General features: G+C 61.7%; 19 protein-coding genes and 1 riboswitch. Of the genes, 8 read left to right on the top strand and 11 right to left on the bottom strand.

The window, feature by feature from the left end:
• Positions 1–65: 65 nt before the first annotated feature.
• From KUIN1_RS05545 to rutR, 5 genes are all read right to left on the bottom strand, one after another.
• The gene (locus tag KUIN1_RS05545) at positions 66–992 is read right to left on the bottom strand and encodes an ABC transporter permease (protein ID WP_003316999.1); all 927 of its coding nucleotides are present in this window, start codon (positions 990–992) and stop codon (positions 66–68) included.
• A complete protein-coding gene (locus KUIN1_RS05540) occupies positions 992–2,101 on the bottom strand; it encodes an ABC transporter permease (RefSeq protein WP_024652674.1) in 1,110 nt (369 codons plus the stop codon). The genes KUIN1_RS05545 and KUIN1_RS05540 overlap by 1 nt, the downstream gene beginning before the upstream one ends.
• Positions 2,094–3,605 carry an ABC transporter ATP-binding protein gene (locus KUIN1_RS05535; protein WP_011266762.1) on the bottom strand — a complete coding sequence of 504 codons (1,512 nt, stop codon included), beginning with the start codon at positions 3,603–3,605 and terminating at the stop codon, positions 2,094–2,096. The genes KUIN1_RS05540 and KUIN1_RS05535 overlap by 8 nt, the downstream gene beginning before the upstream one ends.
• On the bottom strand, positions 3,602–4,693 hold the full coding sequence (locus tag KUIN1_RS05530) for a BMP family ABC transporter substrate-binding protein (RefSeq protein WP_004406878.1): 1,092 nt from the start codon (positions 4,691–4,693) through the stop codon (positions 3,602–3,604). The genes KUIN1_RS05535 and KUIN1_RS05530 overlap by 4 nt, the downstream gene beginning before the upstream one ends.
• A gap of 213 nt (positions 4,694–4,906) precedes the next feature.
• Positions 4,907–5,635, bottom strand: a complete 729-nt coding sequence (gene rutR / locus KUIN1_RS05525; protein ID WP_024640133.1) for a pyrimidine utilization regulatory protein R — start codon at positions 5,633–5,635, stop codon at positions 4,907–4,909.
• 293 nt (positions 5,636–5,928) lie between these two features.
• Between rutR and rutA the strand changes: the two genes are divergently transcribed.
• From rutA to KUIN1_RS05495, 6 genes are all read left to right on the top strand, one after another.
• The gene (rutA, locus tag KUIN1_RS05520) at positions 5,929–7,011 is read left to right on the top strand and encodes a pyrimidine utilization protein A (RefSeq protein WP_054092400.1); all 1,083 of its coding nucleotides are present in this window, start codon (positions 5,929–5,931) and stop codon (positions 7,009–7,011) included.
• Positions 7,011–7,748, top strand: a complete 738-nt coding sequence (rutB, locus tag KUIN1_RS05515; RefSeq protein WP_004406882.1) for a pyrimidine utilization protein B — start codon at positions 7,011–7,013, stop codon at positions 7,746–7,748. Before rutA ends, rutB begins: the two co-directional genes overlap by 1 nt.
• 10 nt (positions 7,749–7,758) lie before the next feature.
• Positions 7,759–8,142: a pyrimidine utilization protein C gene (gene rutC, locus KUIN1_RS05510; protein WP_116886574.1), complete on the top strand. Its 384-nt coding sequence runs from the start codon at positions 7,759–7,761 to the stop codon at positions 8,140–8,142.
• 41 nt (positions 8,143–8,183) lie between these two features.
• Complete coding sequence (rutD, locus tag KUIN1_RS05505) at positions 8,184–8,963, top strand: pyrimidine utilization protein D (RefSeq protein ID WP_024660936.1); 780 nt, start codon at positions 8,184–8,186, stop codon at positions 8,961–8,963.
• A 26-nt stretch (positions 8,964–8,989) separates the two neighbouring features.
• The gene (gene rutF / locus KUIN1_RS05500; RefSeq protein ID WP_024652678.1) at positions 8,990–9,526 is read left to right on the top strand and encodes an NADH-dependent FMN reductase RutF; all 537 of its coding nucleotides are present in this window, start codon (positions 8,990–8,992) and stop codon (positions 9,524–9,526) included.
• A 256-nt stretch (positions 9,527–9,782) separates the two neighbouring features.
• A complete protein-coding gene (locus tag KUIN1_RS05495) occupies positions 9,783–10,964 on the top strand; it encodes an HD-GYP domain-containing protein (RefSeq protein ID WP_116886575.1) in 1,182 nt (393 codons plus the stop codon).
• 24 nt (positions 10,965–10,988) lie between these two features.
• On the opposite strand, the gene KUIN1_RS05490 is transcribed toward KUIN1_RS05495, so the two are convergent.
• From KUIN1_RS05490 to KUIN1_RS05470, 5 genes are all read right to left on the bottom strand, one after another.
• The gene (locus tag KUIN1_RS05490) at positions 10,989–13,718 is read right to left on the bottom strand and encodes a LuxR C-terminal-related transcriptional regulator (protein ID WP_162886019.1); all 2,730 of its coding nucleotides are present in this window, start codon (positions 13,716–13,718) and stop codon (positions 10,989–10,991) included.
• Between the two features lie 209 nt (positions 13,719–13,927).
• The gene (locus KUIN1_RS05485) at positions 13,928–15,292 is read right to left on the bottom strand and encodes a DUF1329 domain-containing protein (protein ID WP_024652680.1); all 1,365 of its coding nucleotides are present in this window, start codon (positions 15,290–15,292) and stop codon (positions 13,928–13,930) included.
• A 28-nt stretch (positions 15,293–15,320) separates the two neighbouring features.
• Positions 15,321–17,258: a DUF1302 domain-containing protein gene (locus KUIN1_RS05480; RefSeq protein WP_004406890.1), complete on the bottom strand. Its 1,938-nt coding sequence runs from the start codon at positions 17,256–17,258 to the stop codon at positions 15,321–15,323.
• A gap of 309 nt (positions 17,259–17,567) precedes the next feature.
• Positions 17,568–19,250, bottom strand: a complete 1,683-nt coding sequence (locus KUIN1_RS05475; RefSeq protein WP_004406891.1) for a fatty acid--CoA ligase — start codon at positions 19,248–19,250, stop codon at positions 17,568–17,570.
• Between the two features lie 169 nt (positions 19,251–19,419).
• Positions 19,420–20,052 (bottom strand): LysE family translocator, encoded by a 633-nt coding sequence (locus tag KUIN1_RS05470; RefSeq protein WP_024660939.1) that lies wholly within the window; start codon positions 20,050–20,052, stop codon positions 19,420–19,422.
• A gap of 311 nt (positions 20,053–20,363) precedes the next feature.
• On the opposite strand from KUIN1_RS05470, the gene KUIN1_RS05460 reads away from it, so the two are divergent.
• A complete protein-coding gene (locus tag KUIN1_RS05460) occupies positions 20,364–21,362 on the top strand; it encodes a class I SAM-dependent methyltransferase (RefSeq protein ID WP_004406894.1) in 999 nt (332 codons plus the stop codon).
• Positions 21,363–21,400: 38 nt separating this feature from the next.
• Positions 21,401–21,539: riboswitch (yybP-ykoY riboswitch) on the top strand.
• 69 nt (positions 21,540–21,608) lie between these two features.
• Positions 21,609–22,193 carry a TMEM165/GDT1 family protein gene (locus KUIN1_RS05455; protein ID WP_024641248.1) on the top strand — a complete coding sequence of 195 codons (585 nt, stop codon included), beginning with the start codon at positions 21,609–21,611 and terminating at the stop codon, positions 22,191–22,193.
• A 54-nt stretch (positions 22,194–22,247) separates the two neighbouring features.
• On the opposite strand, the gene KUIN1_RS05450 is transcribed toward KUIN1_RS05455, so the two are convergent.
• On the bottom strand, positions 22,248–23,066 hold the full coding sequence (locus KUIN1_RS05450) for a M48 family metallopeptidase (RefSeq protein WP_004406896.1): 819 nt from the start codon (positions 23,064–23,066) through the stop codon (positions 22,248–22,250).
• Between the last annotated feature and the right edge of the window lie 11 nt (positions 23,067–23,077).

The raw sequence follows: 23,077 nt of genomic DNA, 5'->3' as shown, positions 1-23,077 counted from the left end.
GAGCATACCCGCTATCAAAAATTCCTTAACCCGTGCTGAACCGCCCGTCTTGCGGGCTTCTGCGCTCAGCGGCGCTCCTCGCGAATGTAGGGTTCGCCCAGCGCACCGGGCTGGCTGCTCGATTGACGCTTGCCGCTCGCCACCCAGACCATGACCAACAGGGTGACCGCATAGGGCGTCATCAAGACGAAATACTGAGGCAGGCGCACGCCGGTTGCCGCCAACTGCGGAATCAGCGCCTCGATACCGCCGAACAGCAAGGCACCGGCCAGCGCACGCCACGGCGACCAGCGCGCGAAGATCACCAGTGAAACCGCGATCCAGCCGCGTCCGCCGGTCATGTCGGCGATCCACATCTTGGTGCTGAGCACGGCAATGAAACCGCCGGCCAGCCCCATCAACGCGGAGCCGGCGACAATCGCCGCCAGGCGGTAACCGAGCACGGAAATACCTGCGGCATCGGCGGCCTGCGGGTTCTCGCCCACCGCGCGCAAACGCAGCCCGGTGCGCGTGCGATCGAGCAGCCAGACCACCGCGATGAAAATCACCACGGTCAGGTACACCAGCGGGTTCTGCACAAATACCCGGCCCACCACGGGCAGCTCGGACAACGGCCACAGCTCGACCGCCTGAAGGCCGCTGACCGGACGGTTGGTCCAGCCCAGCAGCGTGCCCAGCAGCCCGGTCAAGCCCTGACAAAAGAACACCAGCGCCAGCCCGGCGATCACCTGGTTGATCCGCAACACCAGCACCATCAGCGCAAACAGCAACGACACCAGACCTGCCGCCGCCATCGACGCCAGCAGCGAAAGGCCCGGCGAGCCGAGGCTCAACTGCATACCGATGCCCGCCAGTGCGCCGACCAGCATCAGCCCTTCGACGCCCAGCGCCAGTACACCGCTGCGCTCGATGAGGATCAGGCCCAGCGCTGCCAGGGCGAACGGCACGGCAAAATCCGGTGCGCTGCCCAGCCAGTGGGAAATAAGCTCCATCAACGTTCTCCTGCCTGAATGCGTCGCAGGCGATGGCGGATGAAAAAGTCCGACGACGCGACGCAGATCACCAGAATCGCCTGGATCAGTTGCACCATCGAAAACGGAATCTGATAGAACACCTGCAGGTTGCGCCCGGCCACGAACAGCATGGCGATCAGCAACGCGACCACGGTGGCGGCCACCGGGTTGTTGCGGGCCAGAAAGGCGATGAGAATCCCGGAAAAACCGTAGCCCTGATAGAACGATTGAGTAAGGCGCCCTTCCTGCCCCGAGGTCACGACAAAACCTGCAAGCCCGGCCAGCGCGCCCGACAGCAGCACGGTGCCGATGATCATCTTGCGCACCGGTACGCCCACCGCTCCGGCAACTTTCGGGTTGGCATCGACAAAGCGCAGGTACAGCCCGGCCCGCGAAACACCGACGAACCACAGGGTCAGACCAGTGACCAGCAGCGCCAGAGGGATCGCCGCGTTATACCCGGCAAACAGGTCGGGCAGCCGCTCGAAGCTCTGGAACGCGGGGGAATAGGGAAAGTTGTCGCGCGGGTCCTTCCAACTGCCGTACACCAGGTGCAGGAGGAAATTGGCGGCGATGTAATTGAGCATCAGCGTCGAGATGATCTCGTTGACCTGCCACTTGAGCTTCAGCAGCACCGGCCCCAGGCTCCACAACAATCCGCAGATCACGGCTGCCGCCATCATCAGCGGCAGACGCAAAGCCTCCGGGCCCACCTGAAACAGCGAAATCGCCGTGGCGCCAATCGCGCCCCAGATCATCTGGCCTTCCAGCCCCAGGTTCCAGAAACGCGCCCGAAACGCCATGCACCCGGCGAGCCCGACCATGATCATCGGCGATGCCTGAAACAGCACTGCCTTGAAGTTTTGCGCATCGAACACCGTCTGCACGACGAACTCGTTGAGCAGCTCGTCAGCAGGCACGCCGGCAAGAATCAGAATCACGGTGCAGATCGTCAGTCCGATCAGCAACGCCAGAGCAATGATCAGCGCCTGCAATAGCCAGCCGGTCTGCTGACGAAGCTCCAGGGTGTAGCGCCGCGCCAGCAAGGGTTGCCGTGCGGATGTCATCGGTTGTACTGATTCAGTCATGGCTCACCATCGCTTTGCCGATGGCTTGCCGGTCGGCAGGGTGCGCGAACTCGGCGACGATGCGCCCGCCGTTCATCACGCCGACACGGTCAGCCAGGGCCAATACCTCGTCCAGATCCTCGCTGATCACCAGCACCGCAGCACCCGCGTCCCGTGCTGCTCGCAAACGGGCGTGCACCGCTTGGGTGGCACGCACATCCAGGCCGCGGCTCGGGCTGTGCACCAGCACCAATTGCGGGTCGCGGCTGAATTCGCGGGCGATCACCAGTTTCTGTGCGTTGCCTCCCGACAACAGCGCAGCTTTCTGATCGAGAGAGCGCACGCCTTGTACGTCGAAGTCCGCCACGGCGCGCTGTGCATCCTGTTTCAGGCGCTTGTAGCCCAGACGCCAGAAAGAGCCGTACTGCCCGCTGTGGATATTGCCGATAGCAAAGTTCTCGGCCACCGACAGCGACCCGGCCAGCGCCGCGCCGTAGCGGTCGGCCGGGATCGAGGCGATGCGCAACTGCCGACGCTGATCGGCCGACGCGTCGCGCAAATCGCCAAACCCGGCCATGTGGATTTCACCCTCGGTCGCTTGCGCCAGCCCCATCAGCGCGTTGGCCAGCTCGGCCTGACCATTGCCACCCACGCCTGCGATGCCGTAAATCTGCCCGGCGTGCAGGGTCAGGTTGACGCCGTTGAGCGTACTGCTGCCGACGCTGCGCAACTCTTTGACCTGCAAACGCACCTCACCGGGTGTCGCCGGTTGATGCTCGGCAACCGGCACCGATTCGCCCACAGTCAACTGCACCAGTTGCTCGACGCTGACACGCTGCGGATCAAGGGTCTGTATCGTGCGCCCGCCGCGCATGACCGTTACCCGGTCGGCATAGCGTTTGACGTCAGCCATCTTGTGCGTAACCAGAACCACCGCCGCACCCTGCCGGGCGAATGCCTGAACGGTCAGCAGCAGACGCTCGGCTTCCTGATCGGTCAGCACTGCCGTCGGCTCGTCGAGGATCAGAATCCGCGCACCGGCCAGCAGCACCTTGAGAATCTCGACGCGCTGCTGCTCGGCGACCGACAGGCTGTCGACGGTGCGCGCCGGGTCAATCGCAAAACCCAGCGTCTCGGCCTTGCCGACAATTTCCTGTTCCAGCGCACGCAGCCGCTTGCGATAGCTGCCTTCACCGGGTTGCTCGGGCAGTGCCAGGAGAATGTTCTGCGCCACCGTGAACGGTTTCACCAGCTTGAAGTGCTGGTGAACCATGCCGATCCGGTAGCGGCTGGCGTCCCTCGGGCCCTGAAGCTGAACCGGATTGTCGTCCAGCAGCAGGGTGCCGGTTTCCGGTGCATACAGCCCGGCGGCGATGTTCATCAGCGAGGACTTGCCTGCACCGTTCTCGCCCAGCAGCGCGTGCACTTCCCCCCAACAGGCGGTGAAGTCGGCGTCGATCAGCGCCTTGAAGCCATCGAACGATTTGCTGATGCCGGTGAGTTGCAGCGCATTGACCTGACTCATTGCTGAGTCTTCACGCCTTCGACGAACCAGTCCATTTTCCACAGATCCGGGTCAGACAACTGCTGACCGGCCGCCACCCGCTCCTTGCCGTCACGATCGGCCAGCGGGCCGCTGTAGATGATTTTCCGGCCGGCCAGCAGCTCGGCGCGCTCGGCCTCGATCTTCTTGCGGTCCTCATCGGAAATGATCGTGTCCGCAGTCAGCTTGATATCGGTACCGCCCTGCTGCATCGACAGCAGCGCGCCGTTGGCGGGCGGCGTCCAGTTGCCGGCAATGATGTTCTTCAGCTCAGGCCCGAGGAAGCGATCCCAGACCCACAGCGAAGAACAGACCGTCGCCTTGGGGGCGAACTCGCTCAGGTCGCGATGGTGGCCGGTGCCATGAATGCCGCGCTCCTGAGCGACGATCTGCGGTGTCGGGCTGTCGACGTGCTGACCGACCACGTCGGCACCATTGTCGATCAGCGCCATGGTTGCTGCGCGTTCCTTGACCGGGTCGTTCCAGGCACCGGTATAGACCACGGTGACGGTGGCCTTCGGATTGATCTGCCGGGCGCCCAGTTCATAGGCGTTGATAGTCCAGTTGACCTGGCCGAACGGGTTGGCGGCGACAAACCCCAGCTTGCCGGTCTTCGAGGCCGCGCCTGCGGCCATACCGCACAGGTACTGGCTCTCGTAGGTACGCCCGTAAAACGATTCGAGGTTGGGTGCATTGGTGGTGCCCGAGCCATTCAGGAACGCGACTTTCGGGTATTTCCTGGCCAGTGCAAGAAAGGTGTCGGAGTAACCGAATGCAGTGCCGACGATGATGTTGGCACCGCGTGCGATGAGTCGGTCGACCACCGGCGTAATCGCCGCAGCGTTCTCGGGCACGCTCTCGACGTACTGGATTTTTGTGTCCAGATCCTTCTCCAGCTTCACGCGCGCTTCGTCGAAGGCCTGAGTCCAGCCGCCATCATTGCGCGGGCTGATATACACCATGGCGATTTTCGGCTTCCCTTCGAGGGTCAACCCTTCAGCCTGAGCAAGGCTGACCGCTCCCAACGCTACGGCCGCACACAATGTCCCGGGCAACAGTTTCTTGTACATAGACGTTTTCCTGAGGGTAATGGCCGATGAGGACCGCACAGGCAGGCATTAGCAGCATCCATGCCAGTACAGGAAAAGCGCTATGGAACAACGACCTGACGCCATCGAGATGAATAAAGCAGATCAAATGGTCTGAATCGGAGCACTTGGTTTGTGCAGGACGCCCGCGCACTGCGCGAGCGGGGTGCGCGGGTCAGGTCCGGCGAGGTCCATTCACGCCTTGCGCGGCAGGATCCCGTCCAGAACCATGCTGCGCAGGCTCGTCAGCACCTCGTCGAAAAACGCCGGATCATCCAGGGTCTTGCCGGTCACGGCCTCGACCTGAGTACGGAAGTCGGCGTAATGCTGGGTGGTCGCCCATAGCGTAAAAATCAGGTGGTGCGGATTGATGGGCGCCAGCTGACCGCTGTCGATCCAGTGCTGAATCACCGCCACCTTGGCCTGCACCGTGTCACGCAACGGGTGCTGCAACTCGCCCTGAATCAGCGGTGCGCCTTGCATCACTTCCATGCAGAACAGCCGGGATTCGGCCGGGTGATCGCGGGACATCTCCAGCTTGGCCTTGATGTAGGCGCTGATCGCCTGCACCGGCTCCTTGTCGGCGGTGAAGTGCACCAGCGGGCTCAGCCATACCTCGAGCAGCTGGCGCAGCACGTTCAGGTACAGGTCGTCCTTGCTGCTGAAGTAATACAGCAGGTTGGTCTTGGAGACATCCGCCAGGCTCGCGACCTGATCCAGGCTGCTGCCATGCACGCCGTAGCGGGAAAATATCTCCAGCGCCGCATCGAGAATCAGCGTGCGCTTGCCTTCCATCAGGCGCATGCGCCGCTTCAGGGACGTCGCACTGGGTTCGCGGGTCGTCTTGACCACAGTCTCTGGCTTGGCCTTGCGTACGCGTTTGTTCGCCGGGTCAGCCAGGGGAGGTTTCTTGTTCACGCACATCCATCCAGTGATGCCGAAATGAGCGGGCATCTTAACGGGCGCAGCTGTTTTGTCGATACGGATTGCCTGCGCCGTCCGCCCTGCCCCATCTGCGTGCGCCGCGCACAAACCAAGTGCTCTGATTCGGACCAAATGGTCTGAAACAAACAGTAAAAATTCACAAGCTATTGAATAAAAACAATAAAAATTTATGGCCCGCTTAATGCAAAAGCTTATTGAGAGACGATTGAAAGGCGATTCAAGTGCCGCCAGTCGCGCTTTGGCACGCATCGACCCACGCAGAGAGGCCTCATATGGACATTGGAATCTTCATCCCCATCGGCAATAACGGCTGGCTGATTTCCAGCAATGCTCCGCAGTACATGCCGACCTTCGAGCTGAACAAACAGATCGTGCAGAAGGCCGAGGGCTATGGCTTCGACTTTGCGCTGTCGATGATCAAACTGCGTGGCTTCGGCGGCAAGACGCAGTTCTGGGAACACAACCTGGAGTCGTTCACGCTGATGGCCGGCCTGGCCGCAGTCACCAGCCGGATCCAGCTGTTCGCCACCGTTGCCACCCTGACCATCCCGCCCGCCATTGCCGCGCGCATGGCCTCGACCATCGACTCGATCTCCAATGGCCGCTTCGGGATCAACCTCGTCACCGGCTGGCAGAAGCCGGAATACGAGCAGATGGGGCTGTGGCCGGGCGACGAGTTCTTCCACACCCGCTATGAATACCTGGCCGAGTACGCTCAGGTTCTGCGCGACCTGTGGGCCACCGGCAGCAGCGACTTCAAGGGCGAACATTTCAGCATGCAGGACTGCCGCGTCAGCCCTCGCCCACAGGCCGACATGAAGCTGATCTGCGCCGGTCAAAGTGAAGCGGGCATGGCGTTCTCGGCGCAATACGCCGACTACAACTTCTGCTTCGGCAAAGGCGTCAACACGCCCACGGCCTTCGCGCCAACCGCACAGAAACTGCTCGAAGCCAATGAAAAGACCGGCCGCAATGTCACCTCCTGCGTGCTGTTCATGATCATCGCCGACGATACCGACGAAGCCGCACGCGCTCGCTGGGAGCACATCAAGGACGGTGCCGACGAAGAAGCCATTGCCTGGCTGAGCGAAAAAGGCTCGGCGGATAAAAGTGCCGGCTCCAACCTGCGACAGATGGCCGACCCGACCTCGGCGGTCAACATCAACATGGGCACGCTGGTGGGCTCGTGGGCCACGGTGGCGAGAATGCTCGACGAGGTGGCCAGTGTGCCGGGGACTCAGGGCGTAATGCTGACGTTCGATGATTTCGTCAAAGGGGTCGAGGATTTCGGCGAGAAGATCCAGCCACTGATGACCAGCCGCAAGCACATCGCGCAGCTCAGGGAGGTGGTCTGATGACAACCCCGACAACCGTCGCAGGCGTTGACCTGCCGGACCTGCAGCCCGCCCGCGAGCTGCCCGCCCGTCCCGAGCCGCTGCGCATGAAACCCGGCGAAACCGCGCTGGTGGTGGTCGACATGCAGAACGCCTACGCCTCGCTCGGTGGGTATCTGGACCTGGCCGGGTTCGATGTCAGCAGCACCGGGCCGGTTATCGCCAATATCAACAAGGCCTGTACCGCCGCGCGTGCAGCAGGCATTCCGGTGATCTTTTTCCAGAATGGCTGGGACCCGGCCTATGTCGAAGCCGGAGGCCCCGGCTCACCGAACTGGCACAAGTCCAACGCCCTGAAAACCATGCGCAAGCGCCCGGAGCTCGAAGGGCAACTGCTGGCCAAGGGCGGTTGGGATTACCAGCTGGTAGACGAACTGACGCCACAGCCTGGCGACATCGTGGTGCCGAAAATCCGCTACAGCGGCTTCTTCAATTCCAGCTTCGACAGCGTGCTGCGCAGCCGCGGCATTCGCAACCTGGTGTTCACCGGCATCGCCACCAATGTCTGTGTCGAGTCGACCCTGCGCGACGGCTTTCACCTGGAATATTTCGGCGTGGTGCTGGCTGACGCGACCCATCAGGCAGGCCCCGAATTCGCTCAGCAAGCCGCGCTGTTCAACATCGAAACCTTCTTTGGCTGGGTTTCCAGCGTCGATGACTTCTGCACCACTTTCAGCCCTGTCGGGCAACCTTCGTGAGGACACCAGCATGACCAAGAAAGCGATCATCCCTGCCGGCACCAGCAAACCCATCGCGCCGTTCGTACCGGGCTCCATGGCCGACGGCGTGCTCTATGTCGCGGGCACGCTGCCGTTCGACAAGGACAACAACGTGGTACACGTCGGCGACGCCACTGCGCAGACCCGTCACGTGCTGGAAGCCATCAAAAGTGTGGTCGAGACCGCGGGCGGGACGCTGGACGATGTCACCTTCAACATGATCATGATTCGTGACTGGGCCGACTACGCCAAGGTCAACGAGGTGTATGCCGAGTATTTCGCGGGCGAGAAGCCAGCCCGTTACTGCATCCAGTGCGGTCTGGTCAAACCCGAGGCGCTGATCGAAATCGCCAGCATCGCCCACATCGGCTGAATCGCGACCGTGGGCAGTTGACGCCCACCCGGAGAAAACCCATGTTCCATGAGTTTCATGCCTGCCAGCATGCCGATGCACCGACCCTGGTGCTCAGTTCCGGGCTGGGCGGGTCTGGCCGCTACTGGGCGGATGACCTGGCGCTGCTGACCCGCGATTACCATGTGCTGGTCTATGACCATGCCGGAACCGGACGCAGCCCTGCGGTGCTGCCGACGGATTATTCGATCCGGCACATGGCTATCGAGTTGCTGGCCCTGCTCGACTCACTCGATATCCAGCGCTGCCATTTCATGGGCCATGCACTGGGCGGCCTGGTGGGTCTGGAACTGGCCCTGCTGCGCCCGGAACTGCTGCAAAGCCAGGTACTGATCAATGCCTGGAGCAGTCCGAACCCGCACAGCGCGCGCTGCTTTTCAGTGCGCAAAAAACTGCTGTTGAACAGCGGACCGGAGGCCTACGTACAGGCTCAGGCGCTGTTCCTCTACCCGGCAGACTGGATCGCCGCCAACGGCCCGCGGCTGGCCGACGACGAAGCCCACGCTCTGGCGCATTTCCCCGACACCGACAACCTGCTACGGCGCATCCATGCGCTGGAAACCTTCGACGTGGCGGCCGATCTTTCACGCATTCACACCCCGACCCTGCTGATTGCCAACCGCGACGACATGCTGGTGCCCTGGCAGCAATCCCGGCACCTGGCCAACGCCCTGCCGAATGCAACGCTGGTGCTGCTGGAATATGGCGGCCATGCCTCGAACATTACCGATCCACTGCCCTTCCAACGCGCCCTGCGTGCTTTTCTCAGCACACAACCCTGACACACAACCCTGAAAGGACTCTTCCAATGCCTACCTCCTCTGCAACTCCCGCCATTCTGCCCATCGCCGCTGTCAGCCAGCTGGCGTTTCGCGATGCGATGTCCGGCCTGGCCGCCGCCGTCAACCTCATCACCACCGACGGCCCTGGCGGACGCGCCGGCTTTACCGCGACCGCCGTGTGCAGCGTGACGGATCAACCGCCGACGCTGCTGGTCTGTATCAACCGCAGTGCGTCGGTGTATGACGCCTTCATCGAGAACGGCACGTTGTGCGTGAATACGCTGGGCAACGGTCAGCAGGACTTGTCCAACCTGTTCGGCGGCAAGAGCTCCCAGCAGGAGCGCTTTGCCTGCGGGCAGTGGGAGGCCGGCGTGACCGGCGCACCGGTCCTGGACAGTGCAAAACTGGCGCTCGACTGCAAAGTGAGCCAGTCAGTCAGCGTCGGCACGCATGACATTCTGTTCTGCGAGGTGGTGGATATCAGGCATCAGAGCGGTGCAGATGCATTGGTCTACTTCGGCCGTCGCTATCATCACCTGCCGAGCGAAACGCCAGCGGCCTGAGGGCTTTGCCGGTTGACTGGCGGACTTGCAGAATGAACCAGCCAGAATGAGCCCGCCGGAATGTACCAAATAGACATGATTTTTTGCGACAGCTCCGTATACTGGCACTGTGAGATCAGAACAATCCTTGCAGTCAACGAGGTGAAGTCATGTCGATCAACAGCGCCTGCATTCTGCTGATAGCCGCCAGCAGTCCATCGTATGCTCGTTGCGCTTACCCGCCACCTGGCATGCCTATGCACGCAGGTGGCTGAGCATGCTGAAGAAAATACCGGTGGCTGATCTTGCCCTGGGCATGTACATCCATAAGATCTGCCGCCGCTGGAGCAATGACCCATTCTGGATAGGCCTGGTCGAAGTCATACTCGATGACGTTGAAGTGCTCGAGCGCATTCAGCAATCAGGTACCAAAGAAGTCTGGATCGAAACCGGCAAAAGCCGCGTCCTGGCCCCCCGGCCCTCAGCGCCATCGGCCAGCGACGATACAACGCCGGCCAGCCTCGAAAAGGAAATGCTGCGCGCCAGGCTGATCTGCGGACGGGCCAGGGATGCGGTCATGTGCATGTTTACCGAAGCGCGCATGGGCCGGGCCATGGATGTCGACAATGTGCAGTTGCTAGTGGAGGAAATCTCCAACTCGATCCTGCGCCATCCGCACGCGCTGATCAGCCTGTCACGCCTGAAAACGTCCGACGAGTACACCTACATGCACTCGGTGGCGGTCTGCGCGTTGATGGTCGCGCTGGCCAAACGCATGGGCATGCCTGACGATCAGGTCCGTGAGGCTGGCGTGGCCGGGCTGATGCACGATGTCGGCAAAATGATGATTGCCCCGGCGGTGCTCAACAAACCGGGCCGCCTGACCCGCGACGAATTCGAGATCATGAAGGCCCACCCCGAACTGGGCGTGAAGATCCTCATGGACACGCAGCCCGTGGCCGCGTCGGTGATTGACGTCTGCCTGCATCACCACGAAAAGGTCGACGGCTCGGGCTACCCGCACGGCCTGAAAGGCGACCAGATCAGCATCTTCGCGCGCATGGGCGCGGTCTGCGACGTGTATGACGCCATCACCTCCGACCGCCCCTACAAAAAGGGCTGGGGCGTTGCCCATTCGATTCGCGAGATGGCGTCGTGGAAGGGACATTTTGACGACGTGGTGTTTCAAAGCTTCGTCAAGACCGTGGGTATTTACCCGATCGGCACACTGGTACGCCTGGAAAGCGGGCGCCTCGGCGTGGTGGTCGAACAAGGTCAAGCGTCGCTGTTGAAACCGAAAGTGAAGGTTTTCATGTCAGCGCGCACCGGCAAGACGTTCGCCGCACAAGTCATCGACCTGGACTGCCCTTCCGACCCGGACAGGATCGCCAGAATCGAAAAAACCACCGATTGGGGGCTGGAAGAAGTCGATACGCTGTGGGCGGGCAGCCCGGCCTGAGTGCCCCGGTGAACGCCGTTGACGTCAACCCAGCAAGCCCAGTGTCTTGGCCCGCGCCACCGCTTGAGTGCGACGCTCGACCCCCAGTTTGCTGTTGATGTGACTGGCGTGAGTCTTGACGGTGTGCAGGGAGATGAACAGCTGCTCGCTGATTTCCTGATTGGAACAGCCCTGTGCAATCAGTTGCAGCACACCCAGTTCGCGCACGCTGAGGCAATCGCCGCCATGTGCCGCCTCGGGCGACGGCGTGCAACAGGCCGGAAGCTTTTCCAGCAATGCAGCTTGAACCCGGCAGGGTGGCAGTTGCACAAGTTGCTCATGCAGCCACTCGGGGTGCTCGCCCAGCAGCGCCTTGAACGGCATCAATGCACCGCCGGACGCTGCGGGCAGGCTGCGCAGCAACAATGCCCGCGCCTCGTCGCGTCGCGCCTGACTCAGCAGCAAGCCGATCTGCTGGCTCATGGCGATCAGCCCAAGCAGTTTTGCCCCCACCTCCTGAGCGCGCCGCTCGAGCGCCTGCAAGCGCTGCTCGCAGGCAACGCCGTCACCCTGCTGTCGTTCGAGTACGGCACGCTGCAACTCAATGTGTTGCGGCAGTTGCGGATGGCACTCGGGGGCCGCAGCACCGAGACCGCCGTTGTAGGTCTGCGTCAGGCGCAGCAGCCACGCTTCGGCAAGGTCCATGCGCCCCTGCAACAGCCACAGCTCGCATTTGACCAAGGTAATCATCGCTAGGTAGTAGATCGGCGGCACGTCCCAGATGTGCATCAGCCGTTCGGCCTCGGCGAGTTCGGCGAAGGCTTCGGCAAACCGCCCGGCACAGCCTTCCATGGTGGCGATCACGCAATGACCGATCAGCACACTGATGTCGCGACAGGCGCGCGCCTCGGCCAGACCGGCCAGCAATAACACCCGCCCTTCGTCCATCTGCAGACGCAGGGTCAGCAGGTAGCCTTCATACAGCATCAGGCGCGCGCGGACCGCGTAGAGCCGAACGGTGGACAAGCCTTTGAGGCGTTGCTGCCCCTGCCGCACTTCCTCGAGCGCGCGAAGAATTTCGCCACGCGCCTGCAGAACTCTGGCGCGGTCGTAATGCGCCAGCGCCTCGAACAACGGATTGGCGACCCGCTGCGCCAGCTCCAGCGCATCGCGATTCAACACGCGGGCGCGCCACAGATCACCGCTGGCGACCGCGAGGTTGGCCAGTGTCGACAGGCACACCAGCCGCTGGCCATAGCGTTTTTCCGGCAGGCTCAGCAGGGCTTCGGTGCAATAATGTTGAGTCTTTTCACTGTCTCCGCGGCCACGGGCGATGATGCCGCTGAGCGCCAGCCATTGGGCGAGCATGGATTTCTGAGCGGTTGCCGAGGGCGCCGGCAGAAAGCGGCTCAGTTGATTGGCCAGCTCTTCGGCGGCATCCAGCTGGCAGGCCAGCCCCAGCGCCCAGGCGTAGAGCACGATCAGGCGTGGCGTGCTGGTCAGCAGGTCGTCCGGCAAGTCCATCTTCCAGCGCAGCAACATGCCGACATTCTGTTCGGCCAGCAGCTGTTCTTCGGAGAGGTTCTGCACCAGATTGGCGGCCACATCCAGATGCCCGGCGCGCAACGCCTGCTCCACGGCTTCATCCAGTTGGCCCTGAGCGCTGAACCAGCGGCAGGCATTCAGGTGCAGGCGGGTCGGTGGTGCACCGGCCGCCTGCCGAGCGCGCAACAGATCGGAAAACAGATGGTGATAGCGAAACCAGTGGCCCTGCTCGTCCAGCGGTACCAGAAAGACCTGATGCGCCTGCAGATAACCCAGCATCCCGGCGCTGTCGTGACCATCCCGCGCGGCGTCGCACAGCTCGGCGCAAAAACGCTCCAAGCAGGCGGTGTCGTAGAGAAACGCCTGAACATCGGCCGGCAGGCAGTCGATCACTTCTTCCAGCAGGTACTCGCGAATCAGCACCTCACTGCCGCGCAGCGTCTGGGGCAAGGCGCTTTCATCACCGGCTTCGGACGCCGCCAGCAACCAGAAGCGCAGCCCGGCGACCCAGCCTTCGCTGCGCTGAATCAGGCTTTGCAACGCCTCGCTGTCGAGCGATCCGCTGTGCCGCTCCAGCACTGCCATGGATTCGGCGTGCGTGAGGCGCAGGTCCTGTTCGTTGATTTCCAGCAACTGCCGCGTCAGACGCAAGCGTGCCAGATGCCAGTCCGGGCGCTGCCGGCTGGTCACCATGACCACCAGCCCGGCCGGTAGATGGTTGAGAAGGAACTGCAGGCAGCGATCGAGTACCGGCCCCTGGGCCAGATGATAGTCATCGAGCACCAGCAACAGCGGCTTGCTCAGCATCAGGTGCATGGCCAACTCGTCGAGCAGGCCGTCGAGCCACTCCTCGAAGGCAAACGGCTGGTGGCGCTGGCGCATCTTCAGCAAAGCCATCGCCTGAGTACCCAGTTGCGGGAAGAACTGTTGAAGGCTGGCCAGCAAACGCTCGAGAAAACGACCCGGGTCGCTGTCCCGCGCGCTCAGACCCAGCCATACGTTTTGCCAGTTGTCCGGCAACCCCTGACAGAACTCGACAGCCAGCGAACTCTTGCCGAACCCGGCCGGGGCGCAGACCAGCAGCAGTCGGCCGCCAAGCCCGGCATCGAGACGCTGACACAGGCGCGCACGGGGAACATAACCCTCAGGCAGAGGTGGACGGAAAAACCGCCCTTCCAACGCAGGAATCGCGCCGTCTGCAAACCCTTGCATTCGGGACAGATCAGTCATGGCCGGCTCGTGTAGGAATCGTTGTTTCGGCATCGCGGTGTTCGGAGACTAGCGGGTAAATCGCTACTTTTGAAAGGCCATCACCGAAAAGACTGTAACAAAATTCCTACAGCTTATAAGGCCACTTCCCACAACTGAAAAGGCCCCGATCAAGGGGCTCTTCAGGCGCACAAGGCAGGCGCGGCGCTACAGCGTGTATCGGTCAGGTATCAACGAACCCCTTCCTGACGCAGCGCGTTGGGGGTGAAGTCGCTGGTGCCGGCCGTGAAGCCGAACTCGTAGGCCTTCTTCTCTTCGTTTTTCATGCCCAACGCCACGTAGCGACCCGATTGCAGGTCGTACAGCGTCTCTACCGCGTACCACGGTACTTGCTTGTCGTAGTAGTTTTCCGAGTGCGCCTCGGCCACGCGCCACAGCTGACCACGCCCGTCGTAATGGTCGATGACGGCGGCCTGCCAGGTGTCTTCATCGATGAAGAAGTCACGCTTGGCATAGATATGACGCTGCCCTTCCTTGAGGGTGGCGGTCACGTGCCAGACGCGGCGCAGCTCGTAGCGGGTCAGGTCCTGGTTGATATGGCCGGCCTTGATGATGTCGGCGTACTTGAGCGTCGGATCGTCCAGCTTGTGGCTGTTGGCGGCGATGTACATTTCCTGCTTGCCGATCAGTTTCCAGTCATAGCGATCCGGCGCGCCGTTGTACATGTCAAGGTTGTCGGAAGTGCGCAGGCCGTCGGAGGCAGTACCGGGGCCGTCGTAGGACACCTGCGGCGCACGACGCACGCGGCGCTGACCGGCGTTGTACAGCCACGCCGAGCGTGGTTCGGCCACTTGGTCCAGGGTTTCATGCACCAGCAACACGCCACCGGCCAGACGCGCCGGAGCGGTGACTTCCTGCTTGAAGTAGAACAGCACGTTGCCCGGATTTTTCGGGTCGAAATCCCTCATCTTGTCGCGAAACACGAACTGATCGGAGAAATACACCAGGCTGTAAGAGCCGTTGGGCTGTGGCGTGGCCTGGGTGACCAGACGCTTGACGCTGCCGCCGCGGTAGCGGGTGATGTGGTTCCAGATGACCTCGACGCCACTGGCCGGGATCGGGAACGGAATGGCCGTATCGAAGTTTTCCAGGCCACTGCCGCCACCGACCAGCTTGCTGGTGGTGGCGTTTTTTTTGATCGCGGCGAACACGTCATCCGGCACGGTGGCACCGCGATGGGTCGGGTAGACCGGAATCCGGTAGCTGTCCGGGTAGCGCTTGAACATCGCGTATTGGCCCGGCGCCAGCTTGTCCTTGTACTGCTCGACGTTGGCCGCGGTGATGATGAACAGCGGTTTTTCACTGGCGTACGGGTTGGCAAGAAAACCCTTGCTGTCCACCGCCCCGGCGTTTTTCGGCATCGGGCTCCAGGCCGGGATGGTGTTGGCCGCATTACCGGCCTTTTCCGCGCCCATCGGCGTCAGCGAGGTGCCCAGCTTTGCCGCTTCGGACTCGGACACCGCCGCCATCACACCCGTCGCCAGCAGCGACATACACAGAACCCCGACCTGCAACAGATTTTTTGTTATTTTCATGTTCATCGTCATCCTGAAAACCATGTTCTTAGAAGTTCATGCCGAAGCTCAGCGCCACGAAGTCCCGGTCATCGACCGTGGTGTACTTGCCATCAAAGAAGTTGGTGTAGGAAAGGTTCGCGGTGTAGGTGTTCTGGTACTCGGCATCGAGCCCCAGGCTGACCGCCTTGCGCCCCTCTTCGAAGTTGCCGCCTGGGCCGGGTGAATAGCCTTTGACGTCATGCGACCAGGCCACGCTCGGCTTGAGGTTGACCCCGGCGAACACGCTGTTGTAATCCCAGATAGCGCGGGCGCGGTAACCCCAGGAGTTGGCCGTGGTAAAGCCGTCGTCTTCGCAATAGCGGGTCAGGTTGTTCTGCTCGGCACCGGTCAGCGTGCCGGCGTTCAACGTTGCGCATTGACCGCCAGGCAGCGGCCCGGGGCCGTACACCGGATCGCGGCCGTAACGGATTTTGGAGGTGCTTTCGAGCCCGCCCACGTGCGTCCAGCCCACTTCACCGACCACCGTCAGACGCTCGGCGCCCATGACCTGATCGAAGAACTGGGTAAATGTGGTCTGCATCTGGGTGATTTCTTTGCGGCGATAACCGGCTTGATCCGTATTCGGCTGCCCGCTGAGCAGCGACACGTTGGGATTGAGCGGCGAAATGCCCGAATAGAGGATGTCGGTGGTATTGACCTGAATCGGCGCGTTGGGGCGGTAGCTGATCTCGCCGCTCCAGGCCGTGCCGGTGGGCAGCGTGGTCGAGAAGCTCAGGCCGTACAGACGAATGTCTTCGGGGTATTCGACGTAGTAACTGGAGTTACCCGCCACCACCACCGGCAGCAGGCTGGGGGCCAGCGCGGCGGCAGTGCTGGCAGGAATGCCGTTGCGCACCAGCGAACCGACCAGCCCTTGCGGGCTGAACGAAGCAGCCGAGCCGCCGCGCCCGCTGAAAATCGGTGCACGGCTGTGGTAATTCATCATGTACGCGCCGAACTCGGTGTCCAGCGGTTCGAAGTTGTAACGCAAGGCAAAACCGAACTGGCCGCTGTCGCGCGCATCGCGGTCAGGGCCTCGGCGCACCACCGCGCCCTCATCCGGGTTGCCGAACACCACGCCCTGCTGCGACAGCGAATTGAACACCGCACCGCGCGCGCCAGCTGGCAGACCGGCCGCCGTCAGCGAGCTGTTCAGGCCGCTGCGGCTGCGCAAGACCGCGAGGTTGTTGTTGCAGCCATCGGCAATCACATCGGGTTGCGAAAAGAAAGTGCCGCAGTTGTCGACGACCGTCTGGTCCCATTCCAGCTGGTAGAAACCTTCGGCAGACAGGTTGTCGGTCAGGCTCTGGGACAGGTAGAACATGTTGACCGGAATCAGGCCTTCCTTGATTTCCGAACCGGGTCGCCGGAAGGCCGAAACATCGACCGGGTTGACGCTGTTGATGCCGCCCTGAATGAAGGTACTTTCCCCCCAACTGATGACCTGCTTGCCGAAGCGCACCGCGCCCGGCTGATCGGCAATCGAATAGTTGTGATAGACGAAGGCGTCGAGCAGCTGGAACCCGGACGACTTGGCGCCCTCCTTGCGGCCCGAGTCGCTGATGTCCTTGAACTCGCGGTTTTCATCCTTGAGTTCGAAGTCGTACCAGTATTTGCCGCGCAGGAACACACCGGTATCGCCGTACTTCAGTTCCAGATCATGAATGCCCTTGAAGATCTTCGAAAACGTCTCCCCACGCTTGAAGTTCAAGTGACCGTCATCGGACGTCTGCGACAGACCACGCCCGCCGTTGTTGGCGCCGATCAGGTTCTTGTTGGGATTGGCCGTCGACCAGCTCGCCCCCACTGACAGCGACGAGTCGAAACTGCCTTCGATCTCGCCGACATTGAAGGTCACGGCAAAGGCCGGGCCGGCGAGCGACGAGGCAAGGCTGACGGCCAAAGGCAGCCTGGCCCTACGCCAGAAGGGGGATGTGCTTGTCATCGACGCTACTCCTTGTGTTTTATTGTTATGGCGGTGGGGAAATCCAGAAACGAATCAGTCATCGAATCAACACACGCGCCAGGTCCGTTCTTGCCATTCCCGGTGCTGACTATAGCCAGCACGCTCTGACGCTAGATCCCTCTAAAGTGTGATTTGCACGACCAACGCCTCTGGACCGACCGTTTCCGGGAAGCCGCCAAAAAACATGTGGCGGGGAGGATGGCGTAATTTGCAAATTTGGCAAGTCACAGAGCAGGACCTGCAGCGCAGACACGTGCCGTCGCCAACGGATACGGCACGCCCGAGGTGTCAGAGGGTCGAGAGAAAGGCACTGTTGCTGCTTTGCCACTCCACGATGTCCAGGCGCATGCGTTTCTTGTCCAGCTTGCCGACGCTGGTCTTGGGAATTTCGGTAACAAGCGCGATCTGGCTGGGAATCGCCCACTTATTGATGTGACCTTGCTCGACAAACGGCTTGAGGTGCTCCTTCAAACCCTTGGCGTCGAGCTGGTGCCCATCGCGAATCACCAGCAAGGCAAATGGCCGTTCTCCCCATTGCGGATCGGCGATGCCGACCACTGCCACTTCGCGTACTGCCGGATGGCGGCTGCACAAGTCCTCGAGTTCCAGCGAGGAAACCCATTCGCCACCGGTCTTGATCACGTCCTTGATGCGGTCGCGAATGTCGATGAAGCCCATGCCGTCCAGCGTCGCCACATCACCGGTGTGCAGCCAGCCGCCCGCCCACAGCTCGGCGCCTTTTTCGGGCTCGCGAAAGTAGCTTCCGGTCAGCCAGGGCGCACGCAACACCAGCTCTCCCTGGGTTTCGCCGTCGGCCGGGAGGAAGTTGCCCTGTTGATCGATGATGGCGGCTTCCACCAGCATTCCCGGCACGCCGGCCTTGATCCGGTAGGTGATGCGCTCGTCTTCACTGCCGGCTTTCAACTCTTCGTTGATGTGCGCTACGGATATGAGTGGTCCGGTTTCGGACATGCCGTAGGCGGCAGTGAGCTGGATGCCGCGGGATTTGGCGGCCTGATACAGGCTGCGGGTCAGGGAGCTGCCGCCAATGATGATCTTCCAGCCACCGAAATCGACGTTCTGGGCAGACTTGGCGTTGAGCAGCATTTGCAAGATGGTCGGCACGCAATGGGAAAAGGTGACGTTCTCCCTGCGCCAGAGCTCCACCAGCAACTCGGGATCGTAGCGGCCCGGATACACCTGTTTCAGACCGAGCATGGTTGCCGCATAGGGAATGCCCCAGGCGTGCACGTGAAACATCGGCGTGATGGGCATGTAGACGTCATCGGTGCCCAGCAGCCGGGTGCTGTCGATACAGCCCATGATGGTCGCCACGCCCATGGTGTGCAGCACCAGTTGGCGGTGGGTGAAATACACCCCTTTGGGGTTGCCAGTGGTGCCGGTGGTGTAGAACGTGGTGGCGACCGAGTTTTCGTCGAAATCCTCGAACACGTATTCGGGGCTGGCCGCCGCCAGCAGGGTCTCGTACTCGCCCACTAGGTTGGGCAGCTCGGCAGTCTTGTCTGGCAAATCCGTCAGCAACAGGGTCTTCTCGACCGTGCTCAGGTGTCCGGACATCGCCTGATAGAGTCCCGTGAACTCGCTATTCACCAGCACCAGACGGTCGTCGGCGTGGTTGATGGTGTAGGCGATCTGCTCGGGAGAAAGTCGCACATTGACGGTGTGGATGACCGCGCCAATCATCGGGATGGCGAACATGCATTCCAGGTAGCGGTGGCTGTCCCAGTCCATAACCGCCACGGTATCGCCAGCCTTCACGCCCGCCGCTGTCAGTACGTTGGCGAGGCGGCATATGCGTTCGTTGAGGGTCGCGTAGGTGTAGCGGACCGAATCACGGTAGATGATTTCGCGCGTCTTTTCATAACGACCGCCCGACAACAGCAGGCGCTTGATCAACAGAGGGCACTGATACGCGCCATCGGCGGGCGGAAGAACGCGAGTCTGTAACATATGAAGCCCTTTTTCAAAGTCCATAAGCGTGCTGAAAATATGCACTCTAGGGCCTCGGGCTGCCAGTGAAATCAGTAAAAGGGATGATTTTTCGAGACGCCCCGCGCTGTCTGCAAGGGGCGTCCGGACTGCTGCATGTGCTCGGTAAGCGGCGTACTGAACTCAGGTTTCAGCGCACTTCGGTCAGCGCCAGCTTGATGCCCAGCGCGATCAGCACGCCGCCCATGGCCCGGTCGAACCAGTGCCCCATGCGCGCGAATCCTGCGCGCACCCGGGCCTGGCTGAACAGTCGCGCCACCAGACAGAACCACGCCGCCGTCGCCACTGCGAGGTACACGCCGTAACCGCCCTGCACCAGCAGTGGCGTGTGCGGATTGATCACCACGGTGAACAGCGAGAGGAAGAACAGCGTTGCCTTGGGATTCAGGCCATTGGTGACGAAACCGCTGATGTAGGCACCGCGTGCCGTGCGCTCGCCGGGAGGGGCCTTGATGGCGGTATCCCCCGTTGCAGCGGCCGGCTTGGCGCGCAACGCCTTGATGCCGATGTACAGCAGATAGGCCGCGGCTGCCCATTTCAGCGCGTTGAACAGCACGATGGACTGGGAGACGATAATCCCGATCCCCAGCAGCGAATAGCCCACATGCAGAAAGATCGCCGAGCCGACGCCCAACGCCGCCCAGGTCCCTGCCTTGCGCCCATGAGTGACGCTTTCACGCACCACCACCGCGAAATCCGGACCGGGGCTGGCAACCGCCAGCAAGTGAATCAGCGCAACGGTAAGAAATTCTGCCCAGTACATGTGGGATCTCCTGGAGGGTTGACGTGTGACCCGGCAGATTACGCTGTCTGATGTCTTCGCAACAGATGCCAGCATTGGCGCGGCGCTGGGCGTGCTCTAACTATCGTGCGACGTTCTGCGTCGCATGCCTTTCCGGACGCTCCGCGTCCTCGTGACGACGCAGAGCGTCGCGAACTGAATTCCCACGCTGGAGCGTGAGGAACGATCATCGCAACTATCGTGCGGCGCTCTGCGTCGCATGCTGTTCCGGACGCTCTGCGTCCTCCTGGCCCATATCCTGTTAGACTGCGCGCTTTTTCAGGAGCCATTCCATGGACCCGCGCAGTGAAGTGTTACTCCGTCAGGCCGAGCTGTTTCAGGGCTCGCTGTTGTTGGTCGGACTGCCCGCCGATGACCTGCTCGGAAAACTGCCGGATGCACGTGGTTGGTGCTGGCACGCCGGTGATCAGACGGCCCTGGATGCGCGTTTTGAAGGGCGCGTGGATTTCGGCGTCGAGACGCCACAGACTGGCTTCGAAGCCGCCGTGCTGTTCCTGCCCAAGGCACGTGATCTGACCGACTACCTGCTCAATGCACTGGCCTCGCGACTGGCCGGACGCGAGCTGTTTCTGGTCGGCGAGAAACGTGGTGGCATCGAAGCGGCTGCCAAGCAACTGAGCCCGTTCGGCCGCGCGCGCAAGCTGGACAGCGCCCGCCACTGCCAACTGTGGCAGGTCACCGTCGAGCACGCACCGCAAGCCGTCAGCCTGGAAAGCCTCGCCAGGCCCTACCAGATCGAATTGCAGGACGGCCCGCTCACCGTCGTCAGCCTGCCCGGTGTGTTCAGCCATGGCCGGCTCGACCGTGGTTCAGCCTTGTTGCTGGAAAACATTGACAAGCTGCCCAGCGGCAACCTGCTCGATTTCGGTTGCGGCGCCGGAGTGCTGGGCGCGGCGATCAAGCGTCGTTACCCGCATAACGAAGTCATCATGCTCGATGTCGATGCCTTCGCCACCGCCAGTTCGCGCCTGACCCTTGCCGCCAATGGCCTGCAAGCCCAGGTGCTGACCGGTGACGGCATAGACGCAGCCCCGATGGGCTTGAACACGATTCTGAGCAATCCGCCGTTCCACGTCGGGGTTCATACCGATTACATGGCAACGGAAAACCTGCTGAGAAAAGCACGCCAACATCTTAAATCAGGTGGCGAACTGCGCCTGGTCGCGAATAACTTCCTGCGTTATCAGCCGCTGATCGAGGAGCATGTCGGGCAGTGCGAAGTCAGGGCTCAGGGTAACGGTTTCAAAATCTACAGCGCCAAACGCCCCTGAAATAAGCACTTGCCGAAACGTTTTCGCGGAGGCAGAATCCGCTCCGTCCTAGGGGAGTAGTCTCCCACGAGCGCCATGCTCGTCCGGCACGTATCAACATACTTGGTCCTCAGACCATGGTACGTGCGACCCGGAATCCGCTCAGACGGATCGGTGGTTTGACAAGACCTATGACACGAACACCTTACCCGGGGCGGGGAGGTCGTACGTGTCATAGCCGTGTCGACCCGCCCCTCAGGAAGCCTGATGCTGGAATCATTCTTAATCCCCACCGCAGTAGTCGCGCTCGCCGAAATCGGTGACAAGACGCAGTTGCTCGCGCTCGTTCTCGCCGCGCGCTTTCGCAAGCCATGGCCGATCATTGCCGGCATCGTTGCCGCAACCCTCGCCAACCATGCAGCCGCCGGCGCAGTGGGTGCGTGGTTCAGCAGTTATCTGTCAGACGCAGTGCTGCACTGGATCCTCGCCGCCAGCTTTACCGCCACGGCGCTGTGGACACTGGTTCCGGACAAGATGGACGACGACGAAGCCAGCACGGCACGCAAGTTCGGCCCGTTCATGACCACGCTGATCACGTTCTTCATCGCCGAAATCGGTGACAAGACGCAGATCGCCACGGTGATGCTGGCGGCGCAGTATTCCTATCTGTGGCTGGTCATTCTGGGCACCACGGTGGGCATGCTGCTGGCCAACGTGCCGGTGGTGCTGGCGGGCAATTTCGCCGCCGAGAAGCTGCCGCTGACCCTGATCCGCCGACTGGCTGCCTGCGCGTTCTTCGTGCTGGCGCTGGTGGCGGTTTACAAGGCAATGCAGGTCAGCGGCTGGGTGTAATGCCGGCCCGTAGCGTTGCGAAAACACTCGCAACGCTACGGGCGACTCATCCACTCAGGATTTAGCGGCTTTCTGGTACAGCGGCATGACTTTCGGTATCGCAGCCTGCAACGAGGCGATGCGACTTTCCGAGGCCGGGTGAGTGCTCATGAACTCAGGCTGCGAACCGCCGGAGTTCTGGGTCATTTTCTGCCACAGGGTGATCGCTGCATTAGGGTTGTAACCGGCGCGTGCGGCCAGTTCCAGACCGAGCAGATCAGCTTCGTTCTCGTTACTGCGGCTGTTGGGCAGCGTCAGGCTGTAGTTGACCACGGTATCTGCCAACGCCAGGCTGTCCTGACCCAATCCCAGCAAGGCGCCTGCGCCCTGCTTGGCCATCGAAACACCGTACGCCTTGGACATCGCTTCACGCCCGTGCTCGCGCAACGCATGGGCGATCTCGTGGCCCATGACTGCAGCGATTTCATCGTCGGTCAGTTTGAGGGTGTCGATCAGGCCACTGTAGACAATGATCTTGCCGCCAGGACCACAGTTGGCGTTCAGCTCGTCGCTCTTGATCAGGTTGACTTCCCACTGCCACTGGGCCGAATCAGGTCGCAATTTGGGCGCCTGGGCAATCAGTCGATCGGCGATTGCATGGACCCGCCTGGCATTTGCGCTGGTGGTGTCCAGTACCCCTTTGCTGGTCGCCTCGCCAACGGTCTGCTGGTAGGACTGGGCGTACATTTTGTTGACTTCATCCGTCGAGAGCATGCTGAACATGTACTGTTTGCGCTCCACACCGACCGAGTCGCCACTCGTGGTATTGACTGCCTGACACCCGCCGAGCAGCAACGCAGCGCTCAAGGCACAGAAGGCAAATGAAGGACGCATGGTGTATCTCC

This window comes from Pseudomonas sp. KUIN-1 (assembly GCF_009176725.1).
GTDB lineage: Bacteria > Pseudomonadota > Gammaproteobacteria > Pseudomonadales > Pseudomonadaceae > Aquipseudomonas > Aquipseudomonas fragariae.
Note: the sequence above shows the minus strand (reverse complement) of the source record. Positions and strands in the feature narration are given on the sequence as shown.